General features: G+C 39.2%; 23 protein-coding genes and 1 pseudogene. 17 read left to right on the forward strand and 7 right to left on the reverse strand.

Annotation, left to right across the window (positions count from 1 at the left end):
• The first annotated feature begins 267 nt into the window (after window positions 1–267).
• Together ACU5DF_RS10770 and ACU5DF_RS10775 are read left to right on the forward strand one after the other, a co-directional pair.
• A complete protein-coding gene (locus ACU5DF_RS10770; protein WP_446712845.1) occupies window positions 268–1,365 on the forward strand; it encodes a YcjF family protein in 1,098 nt (365 codons plus the stop codon).
• Window positions 1,352–2,968, forward strand: coding sequence for a GTPase family protein (locus ACU5DF_RS10775; RefSeq protein WP_446712846.1), 1,617 nt, complete (start codon window positions 1,352–1,354; stop codon window positions 2,966–2,968). Before ACU5DF_RS10770 ends, ACU5DF_RS10775 begins: the two co-directional genes overlap by 14 nt.
• Window positions 2,969–3,101: 133 nt before the next feature.
• On the opposite strand, the gene ACU5DF_RS10780 is transcribed toward ACU5DF_RS10775, so the two are convergent.
• A complete protein-coding gene (locus ACU5DF_RS10780) occupies window positions 3,102–4,385 on the reverse strand; it encodes a YncE family protein (RefSeq protein ID WP_446712847.1) in 1,284 nt (427 codons plus the stop codon).
• 139 nt (window positions 4,386–4,524) lie between these two features.
• Here ACU5DF_RS10780 and ACU5DF_RS10785 point away from each other — a divergent pair, with 139 nt between their 5' ends.
• The 3 genes from ACU5DF_RS10785 to ACU5DF_RS10795 are packed head-to-tail and all read left to right on the forward strand — an operon-like array spanning window position 4,525 to window position 7,368.
• A complete protein-coding gene (locus tag ACU5DF_RS10785) occupies window positions 4,525–5,715 on the forward strand; it encodes a TonB-dependent receptor (protein WP_446712848.1) in 1,191 nt (396 codons plus the stop codon).
• The gene (locus ACU5DF_RS10790) at window positions 5,705–6,601 is read left to right on the forward strand and encodes a metal ABC transporter solute-binding protein, Zn/Mn family (protein WP_045102227.1); all 897 of its coding nucleotides are present in this window, start codon (window positions 5,705–5,707) and stop codon (window positions 6,599–6,601) included. The genes ACU5DF_RS10785 and ACU5DF_RS10790 overlap by 11 nt, the downstream gene beginning before the upstream one ends.
• 2 nt (window positions 6,602–6,603) lie before the next feature.
• A complete protein-coding gene (locus tag ACU5DF_RS10795; protein ID WP_446712849.1) occupies window positions 6,604–7,368 on the forward strand; it encodes a metal ABC transporter permease in 765 nt (254 codons plus the stop codon).
• 215 nt (window positions 7,369–7,583) lie between these two features.
• Here ACU5DF_RS10795 and ACU5DF_RS10800 read toward each other — a convergent pair whose 3' ends face one another.
• From ACU5DF_RS10800 to ACU5DF_RS10810, 3 genes are all read right to left on the reverse strand, one after another.
• On the reverse strand, window positions 7,584–8,765 hold the full coding sequence (locus ACU5DF_RS10800) for a hypothetical protein (RefSeq protein WP_446712850.1): 1,182 nt from the start codon (window positions 8,763–8,765) through the stop codon (window positions 7,584–7,586).
• 222 nt (window positions 8,766–8,987) lie between these two features.
• Window positions 8,988–9,476 carry a hypothetical protein gene (locus tag ACU5DF_RS10805; protein ID WP_446712851.1) on the reverse strand — a complete coding sequence of 163 codons (489 nt, stop codon included), beginning with the start codon at window positions 9,474–9,476 and terminating at the stop codon, window positions 8,988–8,990.
• Window positions 9,473–9,808, reverse strand: coding sequence for a DUF805 domain-containing protein (locus tag ACU5DF_RS10810; protein WP_045102223.1), 336 nt, complete (start codon window positions 9,806–9,808; stop codon window positions 9,473–9,475). Before ACU5DF_RS10810 ends, ACU5DF_RS10805 begins: the two co-directional genes overlap by 4 nt.
• 177 nt (window positions 9,809–9,985) lie before the next feature.
• On the opposite strand from ACU5DF_RS10810, the gene ACU5DF_RS10815 reads away from it, so the two are divergent.
• The 4 genes and pseudogenes from ACU5DF_RS10815 to ACU5DF_RS10830 all read left to right on the forward strand — a co-directional run bounded on the left by ACU5DF_RS10815 (window position 9,986) and on the right by ACU5DF_RS10830 (window position 12,388).
• A complete protein-coding gene (locus ACU5DF_RS10815) occupies window positions 9,986–11,044 on the forward strand; it encodes a helix-turn-helix domain-containing protein (RefSeq protein WP_045102222.1) in 1,059 nt (352 codons plus the stop codon).
• An 88-nt stretch (window positions 11,045–11,132) separates the two neighbouring features.
• A pseudogene (locus tag ACU5DF_RS10820) lies at window positions 11,133–11,225 on the forward strand (group II intron maturase-specific domain-containing protein); the annotation flags it as partial.
• A gap of 53 nt (window positions 11,226–11,278) precedes the next feature.
• Window positions 11,279–11,695: a LysR substrate-binding domain-containing protein gene (locus ACU5DF_RS10825; RefSeq protein ID WP_446714225.1), complete on the forward strand. Its 417-nt coding sequence runs from the start codon at window positions 11,279–11,281 to the stop codon at window positions 11,693–11,695.
• Window positions 11,696–11,749: 54 nt separating this feature from the next.
• Complete coding sequence (locus ACU5DF_RS10830) at window positions 11,750–12,388, forward strand: hypothetical protein (protein ID WP_446712852.1); 639 nt, start codon at window positions 11,750–11,752, stop codon at window positions 12,386–12,388.
• Window positions 12,389–12,493: 105 nt separating this feature from the next.
• Here the strand turns inward: ACU5DF_RS10830 and ACU5DF_RS10835 are convergent, their stop codons facing one another.
• Window positions 12,494–13,459: a nitrilase family protein gene (locus tag ACU5DF_RS10835; protein WP_446712853.1), complete on the reverse strand. Its 966-nt coding sequence runs from the start codon at window positions 13,457–13,459 to the stop codon at window positions 12,494–12,496.
• A gap of 99 nt (window positions 13,460–13,558) precedes the next feature.
• On the opposite strand from ACU5DF_RS10835, the gene ACU5DF_RS10840 reads away from it, so the two are divergent.
• Window positions 13,559–14,422, forward strand: a complete 864-nt coding sequence (locus ACU5DF_RS10840; RefSeq protein ID WP_446712854.1) for a LysR family transcriptional regulator — start codon at window positions 13,559–13,561, stop codon at window positions 14,420–14,422.
• Window positions 14,423–14,493: 71 nt separating this feature from the next.
• Here the strand turns inward: ACU5DF_RS10840 and ACU5DF_RS10845 are convergent, their stop codons facing one another.
• Window positions 14,494–15,615, reverse strand: coding sequence for a zinc-binding dehydrogenase (locus tag ACU5DF_RS10845; RefSeq protein WP_446712855.1), 1,122 nt, complete (start codon window positions 15,613–15,615; stop codon window positions 14,494–14,496).
• 86 nt (window positions 15,616–15,701) lie between these two features.
• Complete coding sequence (locus tag ACU5DF_RS10850; protein ID WP_446712856.1) at window positions 15,702–16,379, reverse strand: glutathione S-transferase family protein; 678 nt, start codon at window positions 16,377–16,379, stop codon at window positions 15,702–15,704.
• Between the two features lie 281 nt (window positions 16,380–16,660).
• On the opposite strand from ACU5DF_RS10850, the gene ACU5DF_RS10855 reads away from it, so the two are divergent.
• The 7 genes from ACU5DF_RS10855 to ACU5DF_RS10885 all read left to right on the forward strand — a co-directional run bounded on the left by ACU5DF_RS10855 (window position 16,661) and on the right by ACU5DF_RS10885 (window position 23,771).
• Window positions 16,661–17,512, forward strand: a complete 852-nt coding sequence (locus ACU5DF_RS10855) for a deoxyribodipyrimidine photo-lyase (RefSeq protein WP_446712857.1) — start codon at window positions 16,661–16,663, stop codon at window positions 17,510–17,512.
• A gap of 12 nt (window positions 17,513–17,524) precedes the next feature.
• Entirely contained in the window at window positions 17,525–17,977 is a 453-nt protein-coding gene (locus tag ACU5DF_RS10860) for an FAD-binding domain-containing protein (protein WP_446714226.1), read from the forward strand.
• Window positions 17,978–18,047: 70 nt separating this feature from the next.
• A complete protein-coding gene (locus tag ACU5DF_RS10865; RefSeq protein ID WP_446712858.1) occupies window positions 18,048–18,188 on the forward strand; it encodes a DUF2256 domain-containing protein in 141 nt (46 codons plus the stop codon).
• Between the two features lie 37 nt (window positions 18,189–18,225).
• On the forward strand, window positions 18,226–19,797 hold the full coding sequence (locus ACU5DF_RS10870; RefSeq protein ID WP_446712859.1) for a cryptochrome/photolyase family protein: 1,572 nt from the start codon (window positions 18,226–18,228) through the stop codon (window positions 19,795–19,797).
• 255 nt (window positions 19,798–20,052) lie between these two features.
• Window positions 20,053–21,921 carry an ATP-dependent nuclease gene (locus ACU5DF_RS10875; RefSeq protein WP_446712860.1) on the forward strand — a complete coding sequence of 623 codons (1,869 nt, stop codon included), beginning with the start codon at window positions 20,053–20,055 and terminating at the stop codon, window positions 21,919–21,921.
• On the forward strand, window positions 21,914–22,948 hold the full coding sequence (locus ACU5DF_RS10880; RefSeq protein WP_446712861.1) for a UvrD-helicase domain-containing protein: 1,035 nt from the start codon (window positions 21,914–21,916) through the stop codon (window positions 22,946–22,948). Before ACU5DF_RS10875 ends, ACU5DF_RS10880 begins: the two co-directional genes overlap by 8 nt.
• The gene (locus tag ACU5DF_RS10885; RefSeq protein WP_446712862.1) at window positions 22,926–23,771 is read left to right on the forward strand and encodes a hypothetical protein; all 846 of its coding nucleotides are present in this window, start codon (window positions 22,926–22,928) and stop codon (window positions 23,769–23,771) included. The genes ACU5DF_RS10880 and ACU5DF_RS10885 overlap by 23 nt, the downstream gene beginning before the upstream one ends.
• Window positions 23,772–23,944: the final 173 nt, after the last annotated feature.

Below are 23,944 nucleotides of genomic sequence, written 5' to 3' on the forward strand. Positions count from 1 at the left end.
ATTCTTTAGTAAGTAATCAGTAGGGTTACTTCATTTTGATAACGTTTTGTTCCCTATAATAAGGCGAACCCGTTATCGATGAACTCCAAATGGCAATTCATGTAATCAATATATGCTTCCGAAACTTTGGTGTCAATACTTTGATTAGAAAATTTAATGATTATTTTTGATTTATTTTTTAGTTCAGATATTTGCTTTCAATGATGATTGATCCTTTAGGTGTTATAATCGAGAGATACTTTATTCTCTTCCATTAGTTGGAATGATATGTTCGATCAAATTAAAACATTCATAAACCCAAGTAAAAACCCAGACTTAACTCAAGCTCACGAGTTTCAGCGTCAGCATTTACCTACCTTATGGTTGCTCGGTAAAACAGGCGCGGGTAAATCCTCTTTCATTCAAACGCTAACAGGGCTTTCATCGGTTGAGGTTGGCAATGGTTTTGCTCCTTGCACCATGACCGCCGAGGCGTATGAGTTTCCGCAAGATAAGCCAATTATGCGTTTTCTAGATACCAGAGGGTTAGGTGAAGCCGATTACGATCCAAAAGATGATCTTGAAGAAATAGGTCAATCAGGTCACGCCCTTGTTGTTGTAATGAAAGCCGATGAACCAGAACAATCTTCCGTAATAGTAGCCCTAAAACAGATTAAGAAGAAAAAGAAAATCAAACATCTGTTGCTTATTCATACCGCAGTACTTCTTAGTGAAGAGGAAAGTCGTAAACGCCAAACGACCTTTAATGAGCAGCAAGTTAAAGAGATATGGGGTAAAAATGTTGAGACAATCTCGGTTGATTTTGAAACTAGTGACGGCTCAGTATATAACTATGATGAGCTAATAGAAAAGCTCACTAAGGTATTACCAGTTATCGGCATGATGGTGGAGGATAAAGAGCACGCTACAGTAGAAGAAGAGAACTTTGATAAGGTTGAGAACGAAGTGCTTTGGTACTCAGGCAGTGCAGGCGCAAGTGATTTAATTCCTGGAGTAGGATTAGTCTCTGTTCCTGCCATTCAAGCCAAAATGTTACACAGCTTAGCCAACCAATATGGAGTAGAGTGGAACAAAAAAACCTTTAGTGAACTGATAGGCACTCTGGGCAGCAGTTTTGCTTTGCAATATGGGGTAAAACTAGGTGCAAGGCAATTGGTAAAATTCATTCCTGTTTATGGTCAAACCGTGGGTGCGGTTGCCGCTGCTGCAATGAGTTTCGGCACCACTTACGGATTAGGCAGAGCAGCCTGTTTTTACTTCTATCATAAAAGTAAAGGCGAAGAAGTTTCTGAGCAAGACATGCAAGAACTCTATAAAAATTCGTTGAAAAAAGGTAAGGAGGCGTCAGGCTATGCACAAGATTAAACGTCTATATAGTTTATTGTCGGATCTCTCTGGCGGACGTTGGGGGATCATCATTATCTCTTCAGTGATTCCTGTCATCATTATGATGGGTTTTGCTCTGTTTCTTGCAATCAAATATGGCTACCTATTAGAACTCTCTATTACCATTGCTATTAGTACGTTAGCGGTTAGTATTCCTTTATTTATTCTAAGCCGCACCGCAGATAAACCAGTTAAAGCCGTAACAGAAGAAACGAAAATTGAGATTAAAGAGGGTCTGGTTAAAGCCTCTGAAGAGTGGTCTCATAATGAATTAGCAATATGGAAACAATCTCAACACTATTCACGAGAGTTACTCAAAGACAATGTTGAGTGGGGAAACCTTGATGAAATAGGCTTAGATGTTTTGGAGTTTGTGGCAACGAAATTTGATAAAAAAGCGTTAGATTTCTCAATACCTGAAGGCTTAAAGCTGTTTGAAGAGATCAGTCAGCGATACAAAGTTGTGGTGCAAGAACACATTCCAGGCATTGAGTATTTAAAGCTTTCGTACATTAAAGCAGGATATGACGCTTATGATAAATATGGCGATCTTGGTCAAAAGATAGTGAAAGCAGCTATCTGGGCGAATCATGCAAAAAATCTTTATTATAATCCGCTAAAAGTTATTTCTGATCTTAGTCGAGAGCAAGCTACTGCATCAATGACCAAAGGCGTAGTGTCTGATATGCAACAAACCGCAAAAGAAGCCTTATTAGATGAAGTGGCTGCGGTTGCCATTGATTTATACAGCGGTCGTTTTAGTTTGGAAGAGGGCGATTTGCAAGCATCAAAGATCTCAAAGCAAGATGAAGAGAGAGTCGCGACAGAGTTAGAGCCGATCCGCATTGTGATGGTAGGGCAAACAAGCTCTGGCAAGTCGTCGATTATTAACACATTAAAAGAAGAATTTGTTGCAGAGGTAGATGTACTGCCATCGACCGATAACGTAACGGTTTATAGTGCACTTGTTAATGACGCAGAAGTGAATGTGGTTGATTTACAAGGACTAGACGGTAACGAAAAAACTGAAAAACAGATGCTAAAAGAGATGACGCAAGCGGATTTAGTGTTGTGGGTATTAAAAGCAAACCAATCGGCTCGTGATCTTGATAAGCAATTAAATGAAAAATTTGAATTGTATTATGCCGATCCAAAAAATATCTCTCGCAAAAAGCCAACGGTTATTTCAGTGGTAAACCAAGTCGATAGATTAAATCCGGCTTGGGAGTGGGAGCCACCTTACGATCTAGAACGCCCAACAGCAGCGAAAGCCAAAGTGATTAAACAAGCGATGGAATATAACCAAAAACTGTTGTGTTCCGATCTTGTTTTACCGCTATCAATCTCAATAGATAAGACCCATTTTGGTGTTGAAGAGTTAAAACAGACATTAGTAGATAAGATAGCTGAAGCTTATAACGTGCAACGCAATCGTCAGCGTAAAGAAGCGATGGAGAGAGGCGCGTCATTGAAAAAGCAACTGGGACGTGCAGTAAACGTTGGTAAGAAGGTAGCGCCAAGTGCCTTAAAAGCAGCAGCCCCAAAACTGGCTGAAATGGTGGTAAAGAAAAAGATTAAGTAGGTTTATATATAAATAATGTTCATACCATTACGATTAATATCAAAATGGATGTAACTTAAAAAATTACATCCATTTCTTCAATAATCTAGCTTACAGTAACGCCTGCTATTTTATGATCTGTAGGGCCTAGTGATTAGTGATGGTGTTCTTCTTCTGTTGTTCCTGCCCAAGTTATTAATCCTGGTGTAAAACTCAGTTGGTGTGTTTTCACTGTTGGTTGCTCATTTAACTCAACTTCAACAACAACCTTATTTGTTGGATCGGTTACGAAGACATGGTGACTTTGTTTGTCGTAACTGATATTAAACCTTTGCCCTTCAGCTAGGGTTGGTACGGTTTCCCAGATTTGTACTTCAGCGATCTGAGCGAAGTTAACTAATGGGTCAAACACCTTTAATTTACCAGTAGTAGACAGTACCAAGAATGCAGACTCTGTATTAGAGTAAGTTAAGTAACTTTCGGTATTTGTCTCTTTCCATAAGATTTCTTCTAATACTCCTTGGTTAAGTTGGAATGCTTGCAGCGTGCGGCTTACGAAAAGTAATTTATCCGCGTTTTTGAAGCCTAAGACTTTACCAAAGCGTGAATCAGTCTCGAGGGATGAAGGATTAGCAATTTTGGTGTACTGCGGTGTAACAGCAGGATCACTGATCACGACGATACCATCATCACAAGCGAATGCTACGTGAGTTTCAGATTGCGCGCTGCCATGTAATGAAGGACACGTGACATTTGCAACGGTTGGTCCATGAAAGTGGTCACCATGTAACTCAAGTGTTGAAATTTCATTCGGTAGTCCACTGACAGCAGGATCTTTTTTAGTACCGGTAAATACATGTTTATCAAAAACTTGTGCAGTGCTGTGCATTGCATAATTGAATGAATAACTTGCGATCTCGCTTGCATTAGCGATGGTCGCGTCATCCAAAATTTTAAATTCAGCGTTTAGCCCAGCATCTGTATTGCCATCAAAGAAGAGCACGGTTTGATGTTCAGCCAAATCGTAGTGCGTTGGTGCTGTGCTTGTGTACGTATCGTTTAGCAGTGATGGTTCCTCTGAATGTAGGTGGAAGTGATCCCCATGAGCTTCCGCGTAAACACCAGTGTCTATTATTTCTACTGTGTTTTGGCTGCGTTGAAGTGCTAAGGCATAGCGGCCATCCGGACTAGTTTTTAACCCTGATGGGGCATTAAGTAAAGCGAATTGACCAAGAGTCTCAAAGTTGTTTGCATTTAAAACGTAAACATTGTTGCTACCAGATTCGTTAATCACGATTCGACTCGTATTTTCTTCTTGGTGATGGTCTTGTATCCCTGTATCTGTCTTATTTTCACCATCTGAACAACCACTGACAAATGCGGTTATTGATAGTGCTAATAGTGTTTTTTTTCCAAAGAAATTTGACGAAAAGTGCATGGAACTTCCTTTTATAAATTTATGAATAATCAAATGAGAGATATTCATTGAGCGATTGACTTTATGTTATGTTATAACATAACATTATTGAAATTCAATTTTTTTGTTAGTTACAATTCATGATAATTCAGAGGTATAGGTGAAAAAGTTTTCTTTAAATGCGTTCTATGGTGCTTCTCTTTTTTGTTTAGTTTCACCGTTTGCAATCGGTGCTCCTGATGTGGATCTGGGTGTTGTACTAGATGGAGCTTATCTTAGTGAAGCTCGACAGTGGGGGATGCGTGACAAAGGATTTGGCCTTGGTCATTCCGAAATTTTGCTGAGTAGCAACATTGATCAAAACTTCCGTGGGCAGTTGATTACGGTCTTAGCATCTCATGGTGGTGCTACTGAGTTTGAAGTGGAAGAGGCGTTTGTCGAAACGCTAAGTCTGCCTCTGGGTTTAAAAGTCAAAGCAGGTCGATTGTTGTCAAATGTTGGCTATCTCAACAGTAAACATCTACATGAAGATGCATTCAGTGATCGACCTGCTGTGTATCGTGCTGTATTTGGTAGCCATTATTTTGATGATGGTGTACAGCTTTCTTGGTTGGCGCCAACGGATACTTTTGTTGCAGTCAGTTTTGAAATGTTTAGCGGTAAAAGTTGGGATGTCGGATATAGCGATCCGGCAACTGTCGGTGTGTATACCACAAACCTTCAAATTGGTGATGATATCGATGAGTCTAATAGCTGGCGTGTTGGTTTGAGCACTATGTATAACGCAAATGGTTTAGGGTTTGTTTCCGAAGAAACTTCGGGATCTTCACACGCTCATTCGGGGCACGATCATTCAGCTCATGACCACGGTGATCATGGCCATTCACATGGACCAACTGTAACAGGTAAATGGATAAATGGGGTTGATATGACATGGAAATGGGCACCACAAGGAAACTATAAGCAAAAGAACCTTAGAGCTACGGCTGAAACATGGTTGATTAATAATCGCTATGATGAGCAAATGGAATCAATTTCAAAGGCAGAAGATCAAGCATACGGTTGGTACGCCGAATTGGCTTATCAGTTTTCTCCAAATTGGACCATTAGTGGTCGATATGGTGAGATGAATGCTGTGACTGGAGATGTTCATTGGCATATAGATCATCATCATGGTGAATTAACACAATCTGACATCCAAGAGGCGGATATCGCTCTAGACTGGCATGGTTCTCACTTTGGTCGAGTACGTACGCAAGTTACTCATGAGCAGCTAACCGAAAAATCTCAAACCATTCTTACTTTGCAGTATATTATGTCATTTGGAGCACACCCTGCCCATGCTTTCTAAATTTTTTATCGTAAGCGGTTTACTCGCGACCTCTTTTGCCACAAATGCGAGTTTGAATGTGTTTACCTGTCAGCCCGATTGGGCGGCTTTAGTTAAACAACATGCACCAAACGCTAAGATTTTTTCAGCTACCACCGCCATGCAAGATCCTCATTACGTTCAAGCAAGACCGTCGTTAATTTCGAAGATGCGTAAAGCCGATTTGGTAGTGTGCTCTGGGGCTGAGCTTGAGATTGGTTGGCTCCCTGAATTGCAACGCCAGAGTCGTAATAGCAAAGTTCAAAATAGTAAAGATGGTCTATTTTTGGTGACAGATTTTGTGGATATGTTAGACAGTCATGATCACATCGATCGCTCTATGGGCGATGTTCATGGGCATGGAAATCCCCATGTTCAATTTGCGGTGGCGGATATTCCGAAGGTTTCTAAGGCGCTAGTGGAACGGTTGGCAAGAATTGACCCAGACAACCAAGCTTTATATAAAGGAAGTGGGCTTAAATTTCGCGTAGGTTGGCGTAAAAATATGACTCGATGGCAATCTCTAAGCGGAAATTTGAAGGGAATGCAGGTGGTGGGTTATCACGAAACACATCGCTATTTGTACGAATGGCTTGGTATAGAGCAAGTGGCTGATTTAGAGCCCAAGCCTGGTTTGTCACCGACAGTTGCACACCTGAACACATTAAGTTCAATCAGCTTAAAAAAGGCTAATGGTATTGTGTATTCTAGCCATCAACCAACAGATGCAACGAGGTGGTTATCTGAGCGTACAGGTTTGCCTGTTGTTGAGTTAGCACAGAGTGTGGGTGGCCGACCAAACACAGCAACCTTAGCGACATTAATTGACGATAGCATTGCACAGCTGATCAGCCTACAAAGGAAATAAGTGTGGAGTATTCTTGGACAGTTGCCCCAATCTTAGTTGGGCTATTTTCTCTATGTGCTAATATCATTCTTGGCCGACAAGTCTTAAAGCGAGGCGTGATATTTATCGATCTAGCGATGGCGCAAATTGCTGCTCTTGGGGTCTTGATAGTCCAATTATCGGTTGGACATGCTGATGTAGCGTTCAGCTCTAAACTATTGGCTTCTTGGATGTTAACTGTGCCAGCGGCTATTCTACTGAGTAGCCTTGAACGTAAAATTCACCAGCATTTAGAAGCTTTAATCGGGTTGCTTTATGTGTTAGCTGCATGTTTGGCGGTATTACTGGTCAGTCATAATCCACATGGTAAAGAGATGATATCTTCTTTACTCAATGGCCGTTTACTTTGGAGTAGTTTAAGTGATGTAGTGCCAGTTTTCTGTGTGGCTGTTATTTTAGTAGCGATCCAGATATTGCGAGATAATTGGTTAACTGGGCGTAGTTTTTACATACTATTTGCTATCGCTATTCCACCGTTAGTGATGAGTTTAGGAGTATATCTAGAGTTTGCTTGCTTGATCATTCCTGCTTTATCGGTTGTCACTATGAATAATCGCGCTATGTGGTTAGGCGCTATTGGCGTTGGTATGGTAGGGGGTGTTGGTGGTTTTTATACTTCTCTTATTTGGGATTATCCCGTTGGTCCTTGTGTGGTATTAAGCATGGCGGTTGCAGGTTTAGTATATCGTATGATTTTATCAGTGATGTATAAAAAGACCTCTTACTAGCCTGTTTGAGTTAGATTGTGGTGATATCCCTTATCAAGGAGACTGAATCAATATTCTCGATAGGGGATAAAACTAGCGAAAATGCATAAGTTCATCTTCTTTGGATCTTCATTCACTTTCATGGAATATGTTTATTCCAATTATTGGATATATTGGTGCAATATTTATTCTTGGAAGGAAAAAATAAAGGCTTGGTGATTAAGATGTATTTAGCATTAAAGAGTCACTGTTTGATTAGTAAATTGGATCTTTTCTATTTGAGATAAAATATTGTTGCCATCACGACCATCGACGGTATCAATAAGGTGAATCATGTTATTTTCTAATGCTTCGATGTTGTATTCCGCTTGAACCCCATGAACAATGACTGTATTTATACCTGCATTTCCAGTGATTGTATTATCATGTGTATTTAGTTCTATATTGCTATTTTTTGAACCAGATAGCGTCAATTTGGTTAAATATTGTGAGTGATTGGTATATGGTATTGCTGGATCTAAGGTCATTCTGAATGTGCCATTAAACGAGTCTGCGATATAAGCATCGTAGGTTAATGTAGAGGCAAAAATTTGTTCGGTAATGTATTGGGCATTTGGGTCATAAGATACGAAATCTTGACGGTTTTTAACTTTATAAAACCCCCACATTCCATCACCATCATATGCCCCCCAAAGTCCATAATAACTGTCGATTACTGCTGCAAAATATTCTTGATCTACACTGTTCTCTTGTTGCCACTCTTTTAAAGTATCTTTTGGTGGATTATAAGCATTATGTAGAGACAGCTGCTGAATGGTATTAAACTCTTTTTGAAATTCAGGTAGTGCCGTAGACCCATTTTCAGGAGAATTAAGTACTCCAATCCCGTAATCATGAACAAGATGAAGGATTTCTTCGTAAGATGCATCACGATGATTCTCGTAATCTTGTTTTATATACCAAGATCCTCCTTCAACTTGAATTTCTTCTTCAAACAGGGGTTGTCCATCTAGGTCATCATTGTATTTTGGCTCATCGTGATAGTTCATTAACTTTAGAATTGCGCCGTTGTTGGCCATTGTATTTGCTATTTTACCTTTTTTCTCAGCTGTGCCGTACTTCGCACCGTCAACTGGTGTTAGATAATGGTTTAAGACATTCACGGCCTTAACGATTTGATAGTCAGATAATCTATTCATAATTAAGATATGAATAGATTTTCCATTAGGGGCTTTTACTGATACATATCGATTATAGCCTGCTTTTGAATAGGCCATAAATTGACTAGGTATCGGTTTGATTTTCACATTATGGACAACAGAGAAAGAAGTATCTGGAATAGACGTAGTGTTGTCTGAATGGTTGCAGCCAGCAAGTAAAATGGTAGAAGCTAAAATGGTGAAGGGTAGTGTTCGCATAGTTAATCTCGTCTTTTAATATAGTGGCGATTAATATAATGGAACGATATTTATATTGTGTGATAAAGATTGTTATTCGACATAGCTATACATTTCAATACATTCTATTACAGAGGTAAGTTCGTTTTGTAGTAACTAAGTGAGTATCGGTTCCTAACTTTCAAAAAAGACCTAACGAATGAGTTAAGTCTTTTGTATGAGAAGCGAGTTCTAATAATTAGATTAGATACAAATTGGGTTATTTTTATTTCCCATGAACCAAGAAAGCCATCTTCGCTTTGAATTTAGAATAAAACCTTCTTTAGGTGTTATCCCATTAATAATCACTCCATCGATCTTATCGTTGTATTTTTGTGTTGTGAGAAACCAATCATGACTCTTTATTCGCTCTCCTTGTATAAGAGCATTATTGAGTTTCTGGCTTACAATAACAATAGTAAGTCCTTTAGTTTCACTGATGCTTAAATTCGACTTTGAAATACTGCCAACAGCAACAGCAACAGCAACGTTAAGGGTGCAGGTTTTTGTATCTTGGCGAGTGAAGGTGTAGCTTGCTTCTCCAACTCGGCCTTTAAGCCAAAAAAACTGTCCTTGCGTCATTTTATTTACAGTGAGAATACCAAACGAATCCGAAAGAGAGGCGGTTGAAGCATAACTGAAGGTGGAAATAAGAACAGATAATATTAGACTAAGACGTAATATTTTATTCATATAACTATCTCCTCATCTCTCTGGTTTTTTGTTGATTGTGTTAATAAGTAAACTAACCAAAACGGACCAATTATAGGAATAAAAAAGATCAATCCCCAATAGCCAGATTTATCGATATCGTGCAGTCGTCGTATCACTGCTGAAAGCATAGGAATGAAACTTATCACACTATAAATAGCATCAAACCAAGTCGTCATATTCATTATGATATCTGTCATAATACAGCCAACCGTGATCAATGTATGGATGAGTATAAATAGCCAGAACTCTTTTCTAGACGAATACCCAGAAAAGTTTAAGCTTTGTTTCCACGCGAAAAGATAGAACCACATAAATGTAACCTCAGTAATTAATTAGTGTTAACATTTTGCTATGAATAAGAGAAAAAAACGTCCTTAAACTGGTTTTAGGGCGTCCTTTAACTGGTATTGGTCTATATTTGATTTTTGTTATATTTCATTAATTTATTTACATGAACTCAATAAAAAATATTTTATTTAGGAGTATCTATGCTTGCAATCCCCGTTCCGTTTGTTGTATCAATGTTGCTCGGATTATTAGCGATAACACTCTACACGCGATTCTCACAGCAAGTGAAAGCGGCTTGTCTGTTTTTAGGGTTATGCGCTGCGACGACAGCAATGGTTGGTTTACGTTGGATGTTTGAGGTTAGTGCCTTCAGTATCGTGCAGCTTATTTTGGCCTCTATCATTCCTATCACTGCTTGGTATACGTTTGTACATGTAAGTCGTGAGCAAGGCTTTTTGTCAATCAAACATTTTATTACGCCACTATTTGTCATTGTGAGTGCTGTTACTCAGCCTTGGTTAGAGCTTCCACTCGATGAGGTTTTAACCTTAATGTATATCGCTTACGGAGTTGCATTGATTCGTTTTTCGACTAAAGAAACAACGTTAATTAATATTTCCCTTGGGAGTTGGGAGGAGGTTCAAAAGGCGGAGAGTATCGCTGGATGGACATTGATATTTTCAGCCTTGGTTGATACATTTATTTCTTGGGATTTTTCGTTTAATCAAGGTGAATTATCTCTTTACATTCTCACTGCTGCACATCTGATTCTTTTACCAATATTATCGATAGCTGTCGTCGTTGCTGGTGTTAATACCCCTGTTAAAGAGACTTCACAGCTACTCAGAATGGAGAATAAAACAAAGGAACCAACCAATACTTTGGTCATGACTAAAGAGCGAGCTCAAGAAATTACGTCTATGCTAGATGTTTTAATTCGCCAGCATTCGCTTTATCTTGATCCAGAGCTAACTCTTTCTAAACTAACACGTAAACTAGGGGTGCCCGCGAAACAGATTTCAATCGCAGTCAATCAAATTCATGGGCAGAATATTTCTAAGCTAATTAATGGGTATCGTATTGAACACGCTAAGCATTCGCTGGCTACCTCACAAGATTCCATTACTCAGATTTTTATGAGTTCAGGCTTTCAAACTAAGTCTAATTTTAACCGTGAGTTTTTAAGAATAATGGGAATGGCACCAAGTGAATATCGTAAATTTTATTTAAGTACAGTTAGCGAGGATTTAGGTACATAATGAGATTTTGATATTTAATCAACTTTGATTCATTGAGGTAAAGTATTAATTCGAGAACGTCCATGCTTTTCCAAACGTGAAACTGATGGAGATGGGATTATACTCATTACTTGATGGGTATAAGGCACTGAAAATGTATTCGGAACCGCCGTATGCGACCCACGCTTGTACGATGGTGTGAAAGGCCTCCTCCTCACGCCATTCAGTTTAATTACGCACATTGAAAAATGAGTGATGGGTTACAACTCAGAAATCGTTATAAATTGGAAGCATCGTACTCGGCAGGAAGCAATGGATAAGCTTCAAGATGGCGAATGTGATATTGCCATCATGCCATATCGTGGGCAGTTATTTGCAGAGAAAGAAGTCACATGGAAAGCGATAAAACCGATCCAAGTTGGTTGTTATGCCGGCGTCAGCTCACCTCTGGCATCAATTGATGATTTAAAGATCGAAAACTTAATGCTAGAGACTCAATATGTCACAGAGAACTTCGCGACCTTAAAATTGAATTTTACCTCGATTCAGGTTTCACCAAAAATGCACACCGTCAGTAATAACGATCTGTTGTGTGAGTTAGTAAAACAGAGCGGTTGGACAATTATGCCAAGGCATTACATGACTTCATACGTAGAGCGAGGTGGATTTTAAATGCTGATAACGCTATCGTACTTTTAAATCATCGCTAAAAGGTAAGGACAATTTATGACAAGAAAAATAGTAGTAGTGATATTGACTGGTATTTTATTCGTTGTAGCGGCTGGGATTTATCGCTTTAACGTCACTAATGATGATATCTATGTAGAGAAAACAGAAAGTAATTTATCTCCCAAGAATAACGTGATGTTAACGTTATTTAGTTTTGATATTGATGACTACTGGCAGATCCAATTGCCTAATTCTGAAGCTAAAGCCAACCTAACAGAGCTTAGAGAATATGATGGTTTTCATTTTGCTACAGGGAAATACCAAAATGGCGATGAACATGGTTCAGTCAATGTAGATTTCTATAAAATTACGCCTTTACATCTGGGTGATATTGAGGATGAGATGGTTTTTTCTGTCCCATTTTCTGTTTCAAACCAAGGAACCGGAAATTTCTGGTACTTGGGGTTATTTAACTTAAATACGAAAACAGGCGAGATTGAGCAAATAGATACTTTCTTTCTTGGAGACAGAATAAAAATAGATGAATTGAAAACAGATGAACCGTTTGATGTGACTTCGAGTCTTCATGTCACTTATTTTGAGCACAGTCAGAAACAAAGCATGGCTGAAGCGCCAAGTGAAAAAGTAGAGCAGTTTATAAAAGTATCTATTCAAGGCTTTCAGAGTCATCATTGAGTACTACATGGAACGTAATAATAACGGTTTATTGTATTAATTAATAAAGCGGAACTCGCTCGAAATGCTTCTTATTATTGCCAGCGAGTTCTATTTTATTGAGGCCTAGCTTATTTTTTCTTCTGAAAATCTTGCGTGAAAAGGTGATAGTTCTTCACCTTGAGTTGTGAGGCCTTGATAGAGTTCAGGTCTTCGACCACGAATCCAACGTCTACCCGTACACATATCCAGTTCTTCCGCTTGTAGGTCTGTAATTACCATATCATCATCAATGCTATCGGTTTCTGCCAGGATTTGTCCGTATGGATTAAGGATCATAGCATTGCCTGTTCTGACCTCGTCCATATCGACACCAACACCATTGCTGAATATTAAGAACATTCCATTGTCATGGGCACGAGCAGGTAACCAACGCATTAGCCATTCTCGCCCTTTTTGTCCTAGCATCTCCAAACGAATGGCCTCAGGATTTACTTTTTTGTCATACCAAAGTTGCGTGTCTATTAACCCCATCGCATTTGGACTACGAGAGTTACAGCCTCCAGTTTGGTGCGGTGCTATGAGAATGTCGGCTCCTTTCAACGCAGTCATCCTAACGTTTTCTACCAAATTGTTATCCCAACAAATAAGTATACCGACACGGCATCCATGTGGGGTGTCAAAAACCGTATATTCATTACCACTGGCCATGTACTTACTTATAAAAGTATGTAATTTTCGATGTTTGGCCAGCTGCCCATCAGGCATTGCCATAATATAGGAATTGTAGAGATTACCAGCGTCATCAATTTCGATTAAACCTACACCGATACTCATTTCGTATTTAGCTGACATCTTTAATAACGCCTGACATGTATCTCCCTCAGGAATAAATTCAGCAAGGGATTCAATGCTAGATTTACTTAGTGTTGAAACATGCCAATACCCTGTGATGCACATTTCAGGGAAAATAATGATTTTTACATTTTGTTCTGCTGCTTTTTCTACGTAGTGACTAATGACTGATAAATTGTAGATCTTATCATTAGCACGATGATTAAATTGGACTGATGCAACACGCACGTCTTTCATGAAGAGTTCCTTTTTCTGTTTTGAGTTGATGTCATCAGTATAAAAAGTTAATTACATTCCGTATAATGAAGCTTATTCGCTATTTAATGAGCAAATGGAATGGATATTGATCAATTACGTACTTTTTGTCAGCTAGCCGAAGATGGCAATTATCGAGTTGCATCTGAGCATTTGTACATCACGCAGTCAGCGTTAACAAAAAAGATCCAACGTCTTGAGAATCATATTGGAGTTACACTATTTGAGAGGGGAAGACAGGGTGCTTGTTTGACTCAAGCAGGGTTAACTCTTTTGCCCGAAGCGCAGCGGGTGGTGATTAACTTTGAAGTATTTCAAACATTAACGAATTTGGTGGCAGAAGGAACAACTGGTAACTTGAATATAGGGTTTGGTATCTCTTCTTATCTTCTTGCACCACAGATTATTGCTCAGTTTAAGCACGTGTTTCCCGATATCCATATCACTCTTAATGATCTGCCGTCACAGTATCAAACAAAAGCATTACTTCGTGGTGAATTCCAATTTGGCTTTAATCGACTTCCCGTCGTTACTCCATTGAAAGGAATGGTGCTTTCTTCTGATCATTTAGTGGTTGCTGTTCATCGGAGTCGAGTTATTGATGAGAGTAAATTATGGACATCATTGCGAAATCTAGATTATTTAAGGTTAAATCCGGCTCGTGGACAAGGATTAAGTCAGCAAATAGAAGCGTTACTTATGAAGCAGCAACAAGTATTGTCTCCAGTTCAGGAAGCGGATGATATTCTAACTCTTTTGGCATTAATTTCTGCGAATTTAGGCTTTACAATTGTGCCAGCGAGTGTCAGACACATTGCGAATGATCATGTCTATTTTATCCCATTGGATAATTCGGAGTGGGATGTTGGCTTAATTTGGAATGAAGAGATGGATAATCCTGCCAGAGATAGTTTTATTACATTTATTACTGAAGCAAACCCTTAATACATTTAAATATGGATGCAGTCTAGTCACCGCATCCATTGTTATTCACTATTTAATCGACTAAACCGCCGCTATTTCTGAGGCGTAATTAAGTACTTTTCACCTGTTGCTTGTTTAGAATAAGCGGCCAATGACTGTAACTGCAATGCTTCAGGTAATGGCACTTCATGCGTGTAGTGACTAGCAAATGTGGTGGTTATTTCATCTGCAACACGTTTACGCATTGCCATTGCTGTTTTTGTTCCTAATTTCCCTAATGCATTGAATAGTAAGAATCCATTTATTCCCCAAGCGAAGCCAAAGTTACGATTTAACGTAATAGGGCCGCGATCTAATGCGCCATAAATATACACTTGCTTGAAAGTGTCAGATCCATAAACGCTGTGCTCTTTCATATCACGAGCTGCGGCAACTTCCATACAGTTAAGGATGTCACTAGTTAATTGACCGCCACCAATTGGGTCAAACGCAATCGTTGCTCCCGTTTCAATAATCGCAACCGTTAAATCAGTCAGGAAAGTCTCGCTACTTGAGTTAACCACATATTTTGCACCCATATCACGCAATAATGTTTCTTGCTCTTCTTTACGTACAATATTAATTAAATCAACGCCATCGGCAATACAAATACGGTTGAGCATTTGGCCAAGGTTAGAGGCTGCTGCGGCATGAATGATGGCTTTATGACCTTCTGCACGCATTGTTTCAACCATTGCTAGTGCAGTAAGCGGGTTAACAAATGATGACGCGCCTTCTTTCGCTGTCGTGCCTTCTTTTAATTCTAGGCAACTTTGCACATTAGCACATTTAAATTGACGGTAAGTCCCACCACCAATTACTGCAACGGTTTTACCAATTAAGGCTTGTGCGGCAGGTGATGAGCCTGCTGCGATAACCGTTCCTGCACCTTCATTACCAACAGGAATTGCTTTTCCTACGCGAACTTTAACTGCTGGCATAAATTGATCAGGGATATCAGCCGTAATCGCTGGTTTATTTTCAGAGCCTGATTGTGTTGCAGTTGTCATATCAGCAGCACTGAACATTACTGCTAAGTCAGATGGGTTTAATGGTGCTGCTTCAATACGAATAACAACTTCATCGGCATTAGGTTGTGGCATGTCGATGTCTTGCAAGGAAAGCGTTAGTTTATTGTCTTCGCTGATTGTTGAAATAAGTTGAATATTTGTCATAGGGTTTCTCCAGAAAATAGTTACATTTTTTGAGTCAATAACGGTAGTGTGTTGGCATATTTTATTCGTTGTTTTATGACCAAGTGTTATTTAATTTTCGCTGCTTTAGCCTGAGCTTTTATCTTTTGGATAAACTCGGGCATGTTTGTTTGACGATCTGCTTCTATGCTTTTAGCAATGGCTGATTGACTCATTGTATTGTTCCATTCTTTCATTCCTGGCACCTCTGCAAGTACGTCCCAATAAAGTTGGCTAGAGCCAAACGTGTTAACAATTGTGTTTACGTAATAAACGTAAATATCAGCCATCGTTAATTGTTCTCCTGCAACCCAAGGTGAAAACTTGCACAATCTATTTAAGGCTGAGATCCCACGATGTAATACTTGGCGTACCTCTGCTTTTGTTGATTCTGGAACTTCAGTACCTAACAACACATAAGGTATAAATCGTCTGCTTGGCAGTTCAAAATACAATTCTGCTATCTTCATAATTTGGCGTACAACCGCACGTTCACCTGTGTTTTCAGGATACAGAGGTATTGAAGGGTATGTCTCTTCGATAAAGTCACAAATGACACTCGACTCTGAAATATGAAGGTCATCACCAATCGTGATAACAGGTACTTTTCCAGCCGGACTTATTGCGAGTAACTCGTCGCTACCACCGTAAATTAGGTTTTCTTGGAAGGGCAGTTGTTTGTATAGCAGTACATGTTTAATCAAGTTGTAATAGTTACTAGCCGCGAAACCGTGCAAAGTAATCATAAATCAGTTTCCCATCATTTAATGTGAAGGTTGTAATCGTTAAGTTAAACGTATTATTACCTGTTTTAATTCGGTTATATATAAGGAAAAATGTGAATCACTATTGTCTTTTAAACAATAGTTAAAGGGGTTAGAAAGAGGAGGGAGTGGAATTTGAGCGGTTATTCGGTTGTTTTGTGAACCATTATAATCTCTTTTATGTAATTATCTGGGTACACATTGGTAATCGTTAGGTTACTAATATTGAACCATCCACTTCGACTTAGATAATGAGACCTGCCATGAAAAAAGCGCTTTACTGGTTTAGTCATGATTTACGTTTACAAGATAATCGCAGTTTAGCGTCGTTAATAGAACCGGCGGATGAGATTGCTTTCGTCTATGTGGTGGATCCTCGGTGGTTTAACTCTGATAACTACGGTCATAAAGAGGTTGGGTGTCATCGCTGGCAATTGATTTACCAATCGCTGCAACAGCTTAATTCACAGCTACGGGTTCACGGACATCAACTTTATATTTTATACGGTTGTGCCGAGCAAGTGATTCTCTCTTTAGTGAAAGAACAAAAAATTGATTTACTTGGTTATTCACAGCAAGTGGGTGTTTACGAGCAAAGCCATTGGCAAAAGGTTCAACAATCACTACCAGAGGTTCATTTTGTATCACATTGGGATTCAACCTTATTCTCGCCAAACCAATTGACGTTATCTGAAAAAAATTTAGCGTCCTTTTCTAAATTTAGAAAATCAGTAGAAAAAGCGCCTGCAGACCCTGATGAAACCACCGTTATTTCTCTCGAGTCGTTACCACAACCTCTGCAAATTATGGATACAGCAACTGCTGAAGCTGGATGGGTAAAAGTAAACACTTTATCTGCCGATGTTTACGGCAAAACTGAACTCTATGAAGGGAGCTTTAAAGGCGGTGAATTATGCGCAATAGAGCATGTCATTGCTTACTTTGAAACCGATAAACCAAGCACCTATAAAATGACCAGAAATGCGTTAGATGGTTGGGATAATTCAACCAAAATGAGCCATTTTCTAGCCCTTGGTAACCTTTCTGCCAGACAACTCTGGCACCACTTAAAGCACTATGAAATACGTTACGGGGTGAACGAATCCACCTACTAGATAGGCTTAGAACTGCTCTGGCGTGAATATTTTCAATGGCTGGCCTTACAGTTAGGTTCGCAATTGTATCGCTTTCAAGGGGGTGCAGAACATGAACCATTAACTCATTACTTTGACGATCGTTTTACTCAATGGTGTGAGGGAAATACATCACATCCACTTGTGAATGCATGCATGAAAGAGCTGAACAGTACAGGATATATGTCTAACCGAGGAAGACAAATCGTAGCCAGTTGTTTAGTTAATGAATTAGGAATTGATTGGCGTTTTGGTGCGGCTTATTTTCAGCAACAACTGATCGACTATGATGTTGCCTCTAATTGGGGGAATTGGCAATACATCGCAGGAGTAGGCGCAGATCCTCGTGGTGGACGTCACTTTAATATTGAAAAACAGACGCGACAATACGATCCAGATGGTCACTATACAAACAAGTGGCAGTCGAAGAATAATGATTACTCATAAGGTCGAGCTCTAAGCTCAAGGACTAATGAGTTAGGGCGTTATCACGACAGATTAGATCAGGCATAAGACAATGAAAAAATCACAGTTGCCAGAAAAGATATGCGTTGTTTGTCAAAGACCATTCAGTTGGAGAAAGAAATGGGAGCGAGATTGGCCTATGGTTAAATATTGCTCTAGGCGTTGTCGGTCTTTACGGCATCAAAGTGAATAATAAATCTACAAACAATGGCTTAAGATAAGGGATGATTATGAACGACACAGCTGACCGATTACGACTCATTTTAGGTGACCAATTAAATGCCAGTCATTCATGGTTTCAACACACCGATCCACAAACGATTTACGTGATTGCAGAAATGCATCAAGAAACTGCCTATGTAAAACACCATGTTCAAAAAGTGTGTGCTTTTTTTGCTGCGATGACCCAGTTTGCAACCGCATTAGAAAGTGCAGGGCATCGAGTGATGCATTTAACCTTGGACGATACAGAGCCATTTGAAAAAATAGACGATCTATTAAATCACCTTATTGCTAAACACCAAATTACCCATTTTGAGTATCAACTCCCTGACGAATACCGTTTACGTAACATGCTCGATAAATACTGTTTGTCGTTAGCAATATCTTCTCAAACTTATGAAAGTGAACACTTCTTTCTCTCTGAAGCGCACATTGAAAAAGAGTTTAAGCCGAACCATCATCATCGTATGGAACCCTTTTATCGTAAAATGAGAAAGCGCTTTAATATTCTGATGGATGAGGGGGAACCCGTTGCAGGCAAGTGGAACTTTGATGGTGCAAATCAAAACAAATTAAAGCCGAGCGAGTTTGATAGTGTGCCAACGCCTTTGTTATTTGCTAACGATGTCACTGGTATTCTTGAGCGTTTAGAACGTCATAATGTAACGATGATTGGACAAGCGGATAATCACCTATTGTGGCCTGTAAATCGGCAGCAGGCGAATGAGTTATTAGTGTTTTTCTGTCGCTATTGCTTACCGTTGTTTGGGAAGTTTCAAGATGCAATGACATGTAAACTTGATGATTTACTCACGCAAAAACAATGGAGCTTGTTTCATAGCCGTTTATCCTTTGCTCTCAATGCAAAAATACTCAGTCCTATGCAAGTGATTGATGCTGCTATTACGGAGTTTAATCAACGCCCAGATGCCATAGATATTGCTCAGATAGAAGGTTTTGTTCGTCAAATTCTAGGATGGAGAGAGTTTGTACGTGGGATCTACTGGCGCAATATGCCTGATTACCAAAACCTAAATGCACTTGAAGCGTCATTATCATTACCAAGTTGGTTTTGGACAGGAAAAACAAAAATGAACTGTATGCATCATGCAATACAACAGTCTCTTGATTTCGCCTACGCACACCACATTCAACGTTTGATGATCACGGGTAACTTTTGTCTATTAACAGGCATTAAACCTGACGAAGTAGATGAGTGGTATTTAGGGATTTATATTGACGCAATTGAGTGGGTAGAAATGCCCAACACACGAGGCATGAGCCAGTTTGCAGATGGTGGCATTGTTGCCTCTAAGGCTTACGCTGCCAGTGGTAACTACGTGAATAAAATGAGTGACTATTGTCCTGACTGTCACTATAACGTGAAGCAAATAACTGAACCAAAAGCATGCCCACTAAATGCACTGTATTGGCACTTTATGCATACACATATTGAGGCATTTAATAATAATCCACGCACTAGAATGGTTTATGCAAATTGGAAGAAAAAATCAGCAGAGCAGCAGCAAGCGATATTAGATAGAGCGGAGCAATTGTTGTTGAATATTGAGGAGTTGTAGGTTTTATTCATTAAAACTTTGAGCAATGTGACTTGTTATTGGCCCATTGTTAGTTAGAGTTTAACTCATTCATCATTTATTTATGTAGACTTTATCAATACTACTACTTATGTGAGAAGTTGTCTGTTCTCTTCAAATCCACTAGTGATTTTTACGTGTGTTTACTCATATAACCACATAATAAACAGGATATTAGCATAGTTATGGGTTAGCATACTTGAACATTCATCGGTTTATTGGTTCGGTCAACAAATTATGTATTTATCAGAATTGAAAGCACAATATTTCAGACAGTTTGAAGATTTTTCTATGGCATTCAACAAGGGGCTAAATTTACTTGTTGGTGAAAATAATGCGGGTAAAAGCTCTGTTATCGATGCAATCCGACTCGTCCTTGATACAACTTCTGCTGAGTGGGTTAACCTGAAGGGTACAGACTTCCTAAATGGCAAAAATGAGTTACAAATTCAGTTGAAGTTTGAGGACTTATCCCTACGCGAGTCAGGCTTGTTTTTAGAACATTTAACAAATGAAGAAGTAACCCCTGGAGTTGATAAATCCACTCTATTCATTACTCTTTCAGCAAAACTCGCACCAAACCCTTTCAAAAAATCTCAATTTATAAAGACAGAAATCCGTTCTGGTATCAATAATGATGGCCCTATAATTGAAAGGGACGTTCGTGAGTACCTAGCTGCTACTTATTTAAAACCTCTACGTGACGCCGAAGCTGAACTCTCAGCTGGACGCTCGTCTAGGCTATCTCAAATTTTAGGAAGTAACACCAGTTTAGCTGGGGATACGAGCGCAACTCAGCGTATTATTGAACTACTTACTGAAGCAAGTAAGGAAATTCAGTCAGACGCAGCAATCCAAACTGCGCAAGACAATATAGCTACCCTGTTGAACTCTTTAACATTCAAAGCGAATGTATTTGCGCCAGTCTTAAGCTTGTTAGGAAGCAAGGACTACGCAGGCATGAGCGAATCAGAAAAATCATTCGCTCTTAAATCCATTTTAGAAAAACTAACTCTCGAACTCGATGCTTCAGGTATTAAGCACGGATTGGGTTATAGCAGCCTGTTATTTATGGCTACCGAGCTAATGCTAATAAAGCAAGAGGAAGATCAATACCCTCTGTTGCTAGTAGAAGAGCCTGAAGCTCACCTTCACCCTCAGTTACAGTTGAAGTTTATTAATTATCTTCGGATTGAAAATAGCCAACTACAATGCATTTTATCCACCCACAGTCCCGTACTTGCATCAAAAGCCCCCTTAGAGAGCTTAATTCTAATGCAAGAAGGCCAAGCTTTCCCTCTAAGAAAGGGATGCACAGCACTCGAAGACGAAGATTATGTTTTCCTTGAGAAATTTTTGGATTCCACAAAGGCAAATATGTTTTTTGCAAAAGGTGTATTGCTAGTTGAAGGGGTTGCAGAGGTGGTGTTAATCCCCAAAATAGCGGAATTACTTGGACGGCCTTTAGAAGACTATGGAGTGTCGCTAGTAAGCGTAAATGGTTTATCAAGGAAGCGCTACGCTAAGGCTTATCGATCCAGCTCTACCTCAGTAAATCCACAACCATTACCTATCAAGGTAGCTTGTATCACTGATTTAGATTTGTGGCCAAATGAAGCCGAAGATACTGGTGATAACGAATATGGTTTTAAAACCAAAAAGCAGCCAAAACCAAGTGGTAAAGGCGGAAACTTGAAGTATTGGCTTAATGAACTCAGCCCTGCCGAAATAGATGTAAAAAGAGCTAAGAAGTCCGAGTTTGATGGAGAGCTAGTTAAAACGTTTATATCTAATGACTGGACGTTTGAGTTCTGCCTTGCAAAGTACGGGCTAAGCGAAGAGCTATACCAAGCGATAAATAACAGCATGGATGGCTACGACGCACTAAATACTGATGCACAAATAAGAGCTGTCCAGCTGTATGGCGTTATCGAAGGTAAAGGAGATGGGAAAAGTGAAGTTAGTTATTCACTGGCTGATATCCTATCTAAGTACAAAGACCGCCCTCTAGATCTAAAAGCAAAGTTACCATCCTATATTGTTGATGCTATAGAGTATGTAACAGAACCGTTCCCTGCAGAAATGGAGCAGCTAAAAGATGATTGATATTAATGATACGGATATCAGTGCGGTCGAAGCAGAGTTAGGGGTGACGTTTGATGCTACAAGAAAGCAGATAATCAAGACATTCAATGATGTACAGGCTTGCCCAGGTAGTGGCAAGACAACAATGGTTGCCGCTAAGCTTCTTATAATGGCCAAAAAATGGAAACAACCGCATCAAGGAATATGTGTTTTAACTCATACCAATGTTGCAAAGGGTGAAATAATTGAGCGCCTTCAGCAGAGTGTTGATGGTCAAAAACTATTATCCCATTCTCACTTTATTGGCACAATTCAAGAGTTTGTAAATAGATATCTCGCAATACCATATCTACGTTCAAAGGGCTTTACCGTAACCCAAGTTGACGATGATATATGTTGTACTAAGGGTTGGTCTCTTTTGTCTAGAGGGACAAAGAATTACCTGAGACAACGACATATTTCATCATTGCAAGATCTTCAATATAAATTCATTGATGACGAAATTAAACTATCAGTACCTGGCTTTACAAGGCTATCAACATCGTCAAGCTATCAGGATTTAAAGTCAGCAAAAAGAACGTTAGTGACTGATGGTTACTTCTATTACCATGAAATGTATGCGTTTGCTAAGAAGTACATTTTAACGAATTCATCGATTAAAGGTGCACTTAGATCTCGCTTCCCTGCTGTATTTATTGATGAAATGCAAGATACCCAAAGATTCCAAGATGAATTGTTAAACGATATATTCCAGCATGAGACTGTAAGCTTCCAAAGATTTGGTGACCCTGACCAAGCTATTTATAGTGGTGGGGAAGAGGGAAATCAAACTTACAATCAAATTATCTTAGAGAAAGTCGAAGACAGTCACCGCTTTAACCATTCAGTTGCGCTGCTGGCAAAAAATTTAAGTTACAACCGTATCAATCTGAACTCAGATACAGCGGCACCAGAACAAACCTTACACACAATTTTTTTGGTTGATGAGAACTCACGAAGTAATGTTTTCGATAGGTTTGTCAGAATTGTGTTCACAAGCAATCCCTGAAGGCTGTAAAAGACCAATTAAAACGGTTGGTGCCGTTGGTGTTAGAAAGGATGATGGATTAACCATTTGTAACTATCTCGACTCATTTGATAAGAGCAACTCAACAAATGCGTTTAAACCAAGCAAACTTATTCATTACTTTTATGAAGGGAGTCGCCTAAAAGGTGGGCATCAAGCATATCGTCTAATTCTTGATGGGATAGTTAGATGCGGTCGAATATCTAATTCTAAACTATCACACCAGGATGGTACTCAGTCTGGGTACTCAACCACATATATACGTAAATACTTGAGAGAATCGGGTTTAATTATTGATTTCAATGTCCAGATTAAGTCATTGATTGAAAATGACATAACAGAGGGTACATGGAACCAATTAGTCACTACTTTATTCAGTTATTTGAACTTGCATAACTTGACCCAAATTCAAGAATTTATCTGTTTTGAAGGTAATATGCCCCTCGTAGATACTGTTAACAATGTCAGCGCTAACAAGGTTTATACAGACGTTGCAGGACGAATAATCGAAAATGAAGTGGCAACAATTCATGCAGTTAAAGGTGAGACACATGCAGCCACGCTGGTCTTGGAAACAAAATTCCGTTCAAATGATTTAAAGTTATTAATTGACTATATTCTTGCTGAAAACAATATGAAACCAACAGCCGCTACAAAAATCAAGTTCATGAAGCAGTTATATGTCGCCTTCTCAAGGCCTGAGCACTTGCTTTGCTTAGCTATGGATAAATCAGGGTTTCCTCCAGAGCATATTGGGAAGCAGGATTACGCAGGCTGGAAAATTTGTGACCTTACAATGGTGTAAATTTTTCTTAATTCTAGGCGGACGAGTTAGAGATTTGTAACTAACTCGTTTGTGTCAAAAAATAAGTTACCTAACTAGGAAAATGGATGCAGCGAATCCCTGCATCCATTCTCATCAATTATATTCATTCTAGATATTCTCTGATTATCGAGTAAAGATAGGCCTTACATCAT

The sequence above is a fragment of the Aliivibrio wodanis genome (assembly GCF_052920805.1).

What these genes read in the sequence shown, in the direction of transcription:
- ACU5DF_RS10880 (WP_446712861.1), top strand. Translation starts at nt 21,914, where the DNA reads ATGATTGATATTAATGATACGGATATCAGTGCGGTCGAAGCAGAGTTA.
- ACU5DF_RS10835 (WP_446712853.1), bottom strand. Translation starts at nt 13,459, where the DNA reads ATGAAAGACGTGCGTGTTGCATCAGTCCAATTTAATCATCGTGCTAAT.
- ACU5DF_RS10850 (WP_446712856.1), bottom strand. Translation starts at nt 16,379, where the DNA reads ATGATTACTTTGCACGGTTTCGCGGCTAGTAACTATTACAACTTGATT.
- ACU5DF_RS10865 (WP_446712858.1), top strand. Translation starts at nt 18,048, where the DNA reads ATGAAAAAATCACAGTTGCCAGAAAAGATATGCGTTGTTTGTCAAAGA.
- ACU5DF_RS10805 (WP_446712851.1), bottom strand. Translation starts at nt 9,476, where the DNA reads ATGAATAAAATATTACGTCTTAGTCTAATATTATCTGTTCTTATTTCC.
- ACU5DF_RS10780 (WP_446712847.1), bottom strand. Translation starts at nt 4,385, where the DNA reads ATGCACTTTTCGTCAAATTTCTTTGGAAAAAAAACACTATTAGCACTA.
- ACU5DF_RS10845 (WP_446712855.1), bottom strand. Translation starts at nt 15,615, where the DNA reads ATGACAAATATTCAACTTATTTCAACAATCAGCGAAGACAATAAACTA.
- ACU5DF_RS10815 (WP_045102222.1), top strand. Translation starts at nt 9,986, where the DNA reads ATGCTTGCAATCCCCGTTCCGTTTGTTGTATCAATGTTGCTCGGATTA.
- ACU5DF_RS10870 (WP_446712859.1), top strand. Translation starts at nt 18,226, where the DNA reads ATGAACGACACAGCTGACCGATTACGACTCATTTTAGGTGACCAATTA.
- ACU5DF_RS10800 (WP_446712850.1), bottom strand. Translation starts at nt 8,765, where the DNA reads ATGCGAACACTACCCTTCACCATTTTAGCTTCTACCATTTTACTTGCT.
- ACU5DF_RS10770 (WP_446712845.1), top strand. Translation starts at nt 268, where the DNA reads ATGTTCGATCAAATTAAAACATTCATAAACCCAAGTAAAAACCCAGAC.
- ACU5DF_RS10825 (WP_446714225.1), top strand. Translation starts at nt 11,279, where the DNA reads ATGGGTTACAACTCAGAAATCGTTATAAATTGGAAGCATCGTACTCGG.
- ACU5DF_RS10810 (WP_045102223.1), bottom strand. Translation starts at nt 9,808, where the DNA reads ATGTGGTTCTATCTTTTCGCGTGGAAACAAAGCTTAAACTTTTCTGGG.
- ACU5DF_RS10855 (WP_446712857.1), top strand. Translation starts at nt 16,661, where the DNA reads ATGAAAAAAGCGCTTTACTGGTTTAGTCATGATTTACGTTTACAAGAT.
- ACU5DF_RS10775 (WP_446712846.1), top strand. Translation starts at nt 1,352, where the DNA reads ATGCACAAGATTAAACGTCTATATAGTTTATTGTCGGATCTCTCTGGC.
- ACU5DF_RS10790 (WP_045102227.1), top strand. Translation starts at nt 5,705, where the DNA reads ATGCTTTCTAAATTTTTTATCGTAAGCGGTTTACTCGCGACCTCTTTT.
- ACU5DF_RS10830 (WP_446712852.1), top strand. Translation starts at nt 11,750, where the DNA reads ATGACAAGAAAAATAGTAGTAGTGATATTGACTGGTATTTTATTCGTT.
- ACU5DF_RS10840 (WP_446712854.1), top strand. Translation starts at nt 13,559, where the DNA reads ATGGATATTGATCAATTACGTACTTTTTGTCAGCTAGCCGAAGATGGC.
- ACU5DF_RS10875 (WP_446712860.1), top strand. Translation starts at nt 20,053, where the DNA reads ATGTATTTATCAGAATTGAAAGCACAATATTTCAGACAGTTTGAAGAT.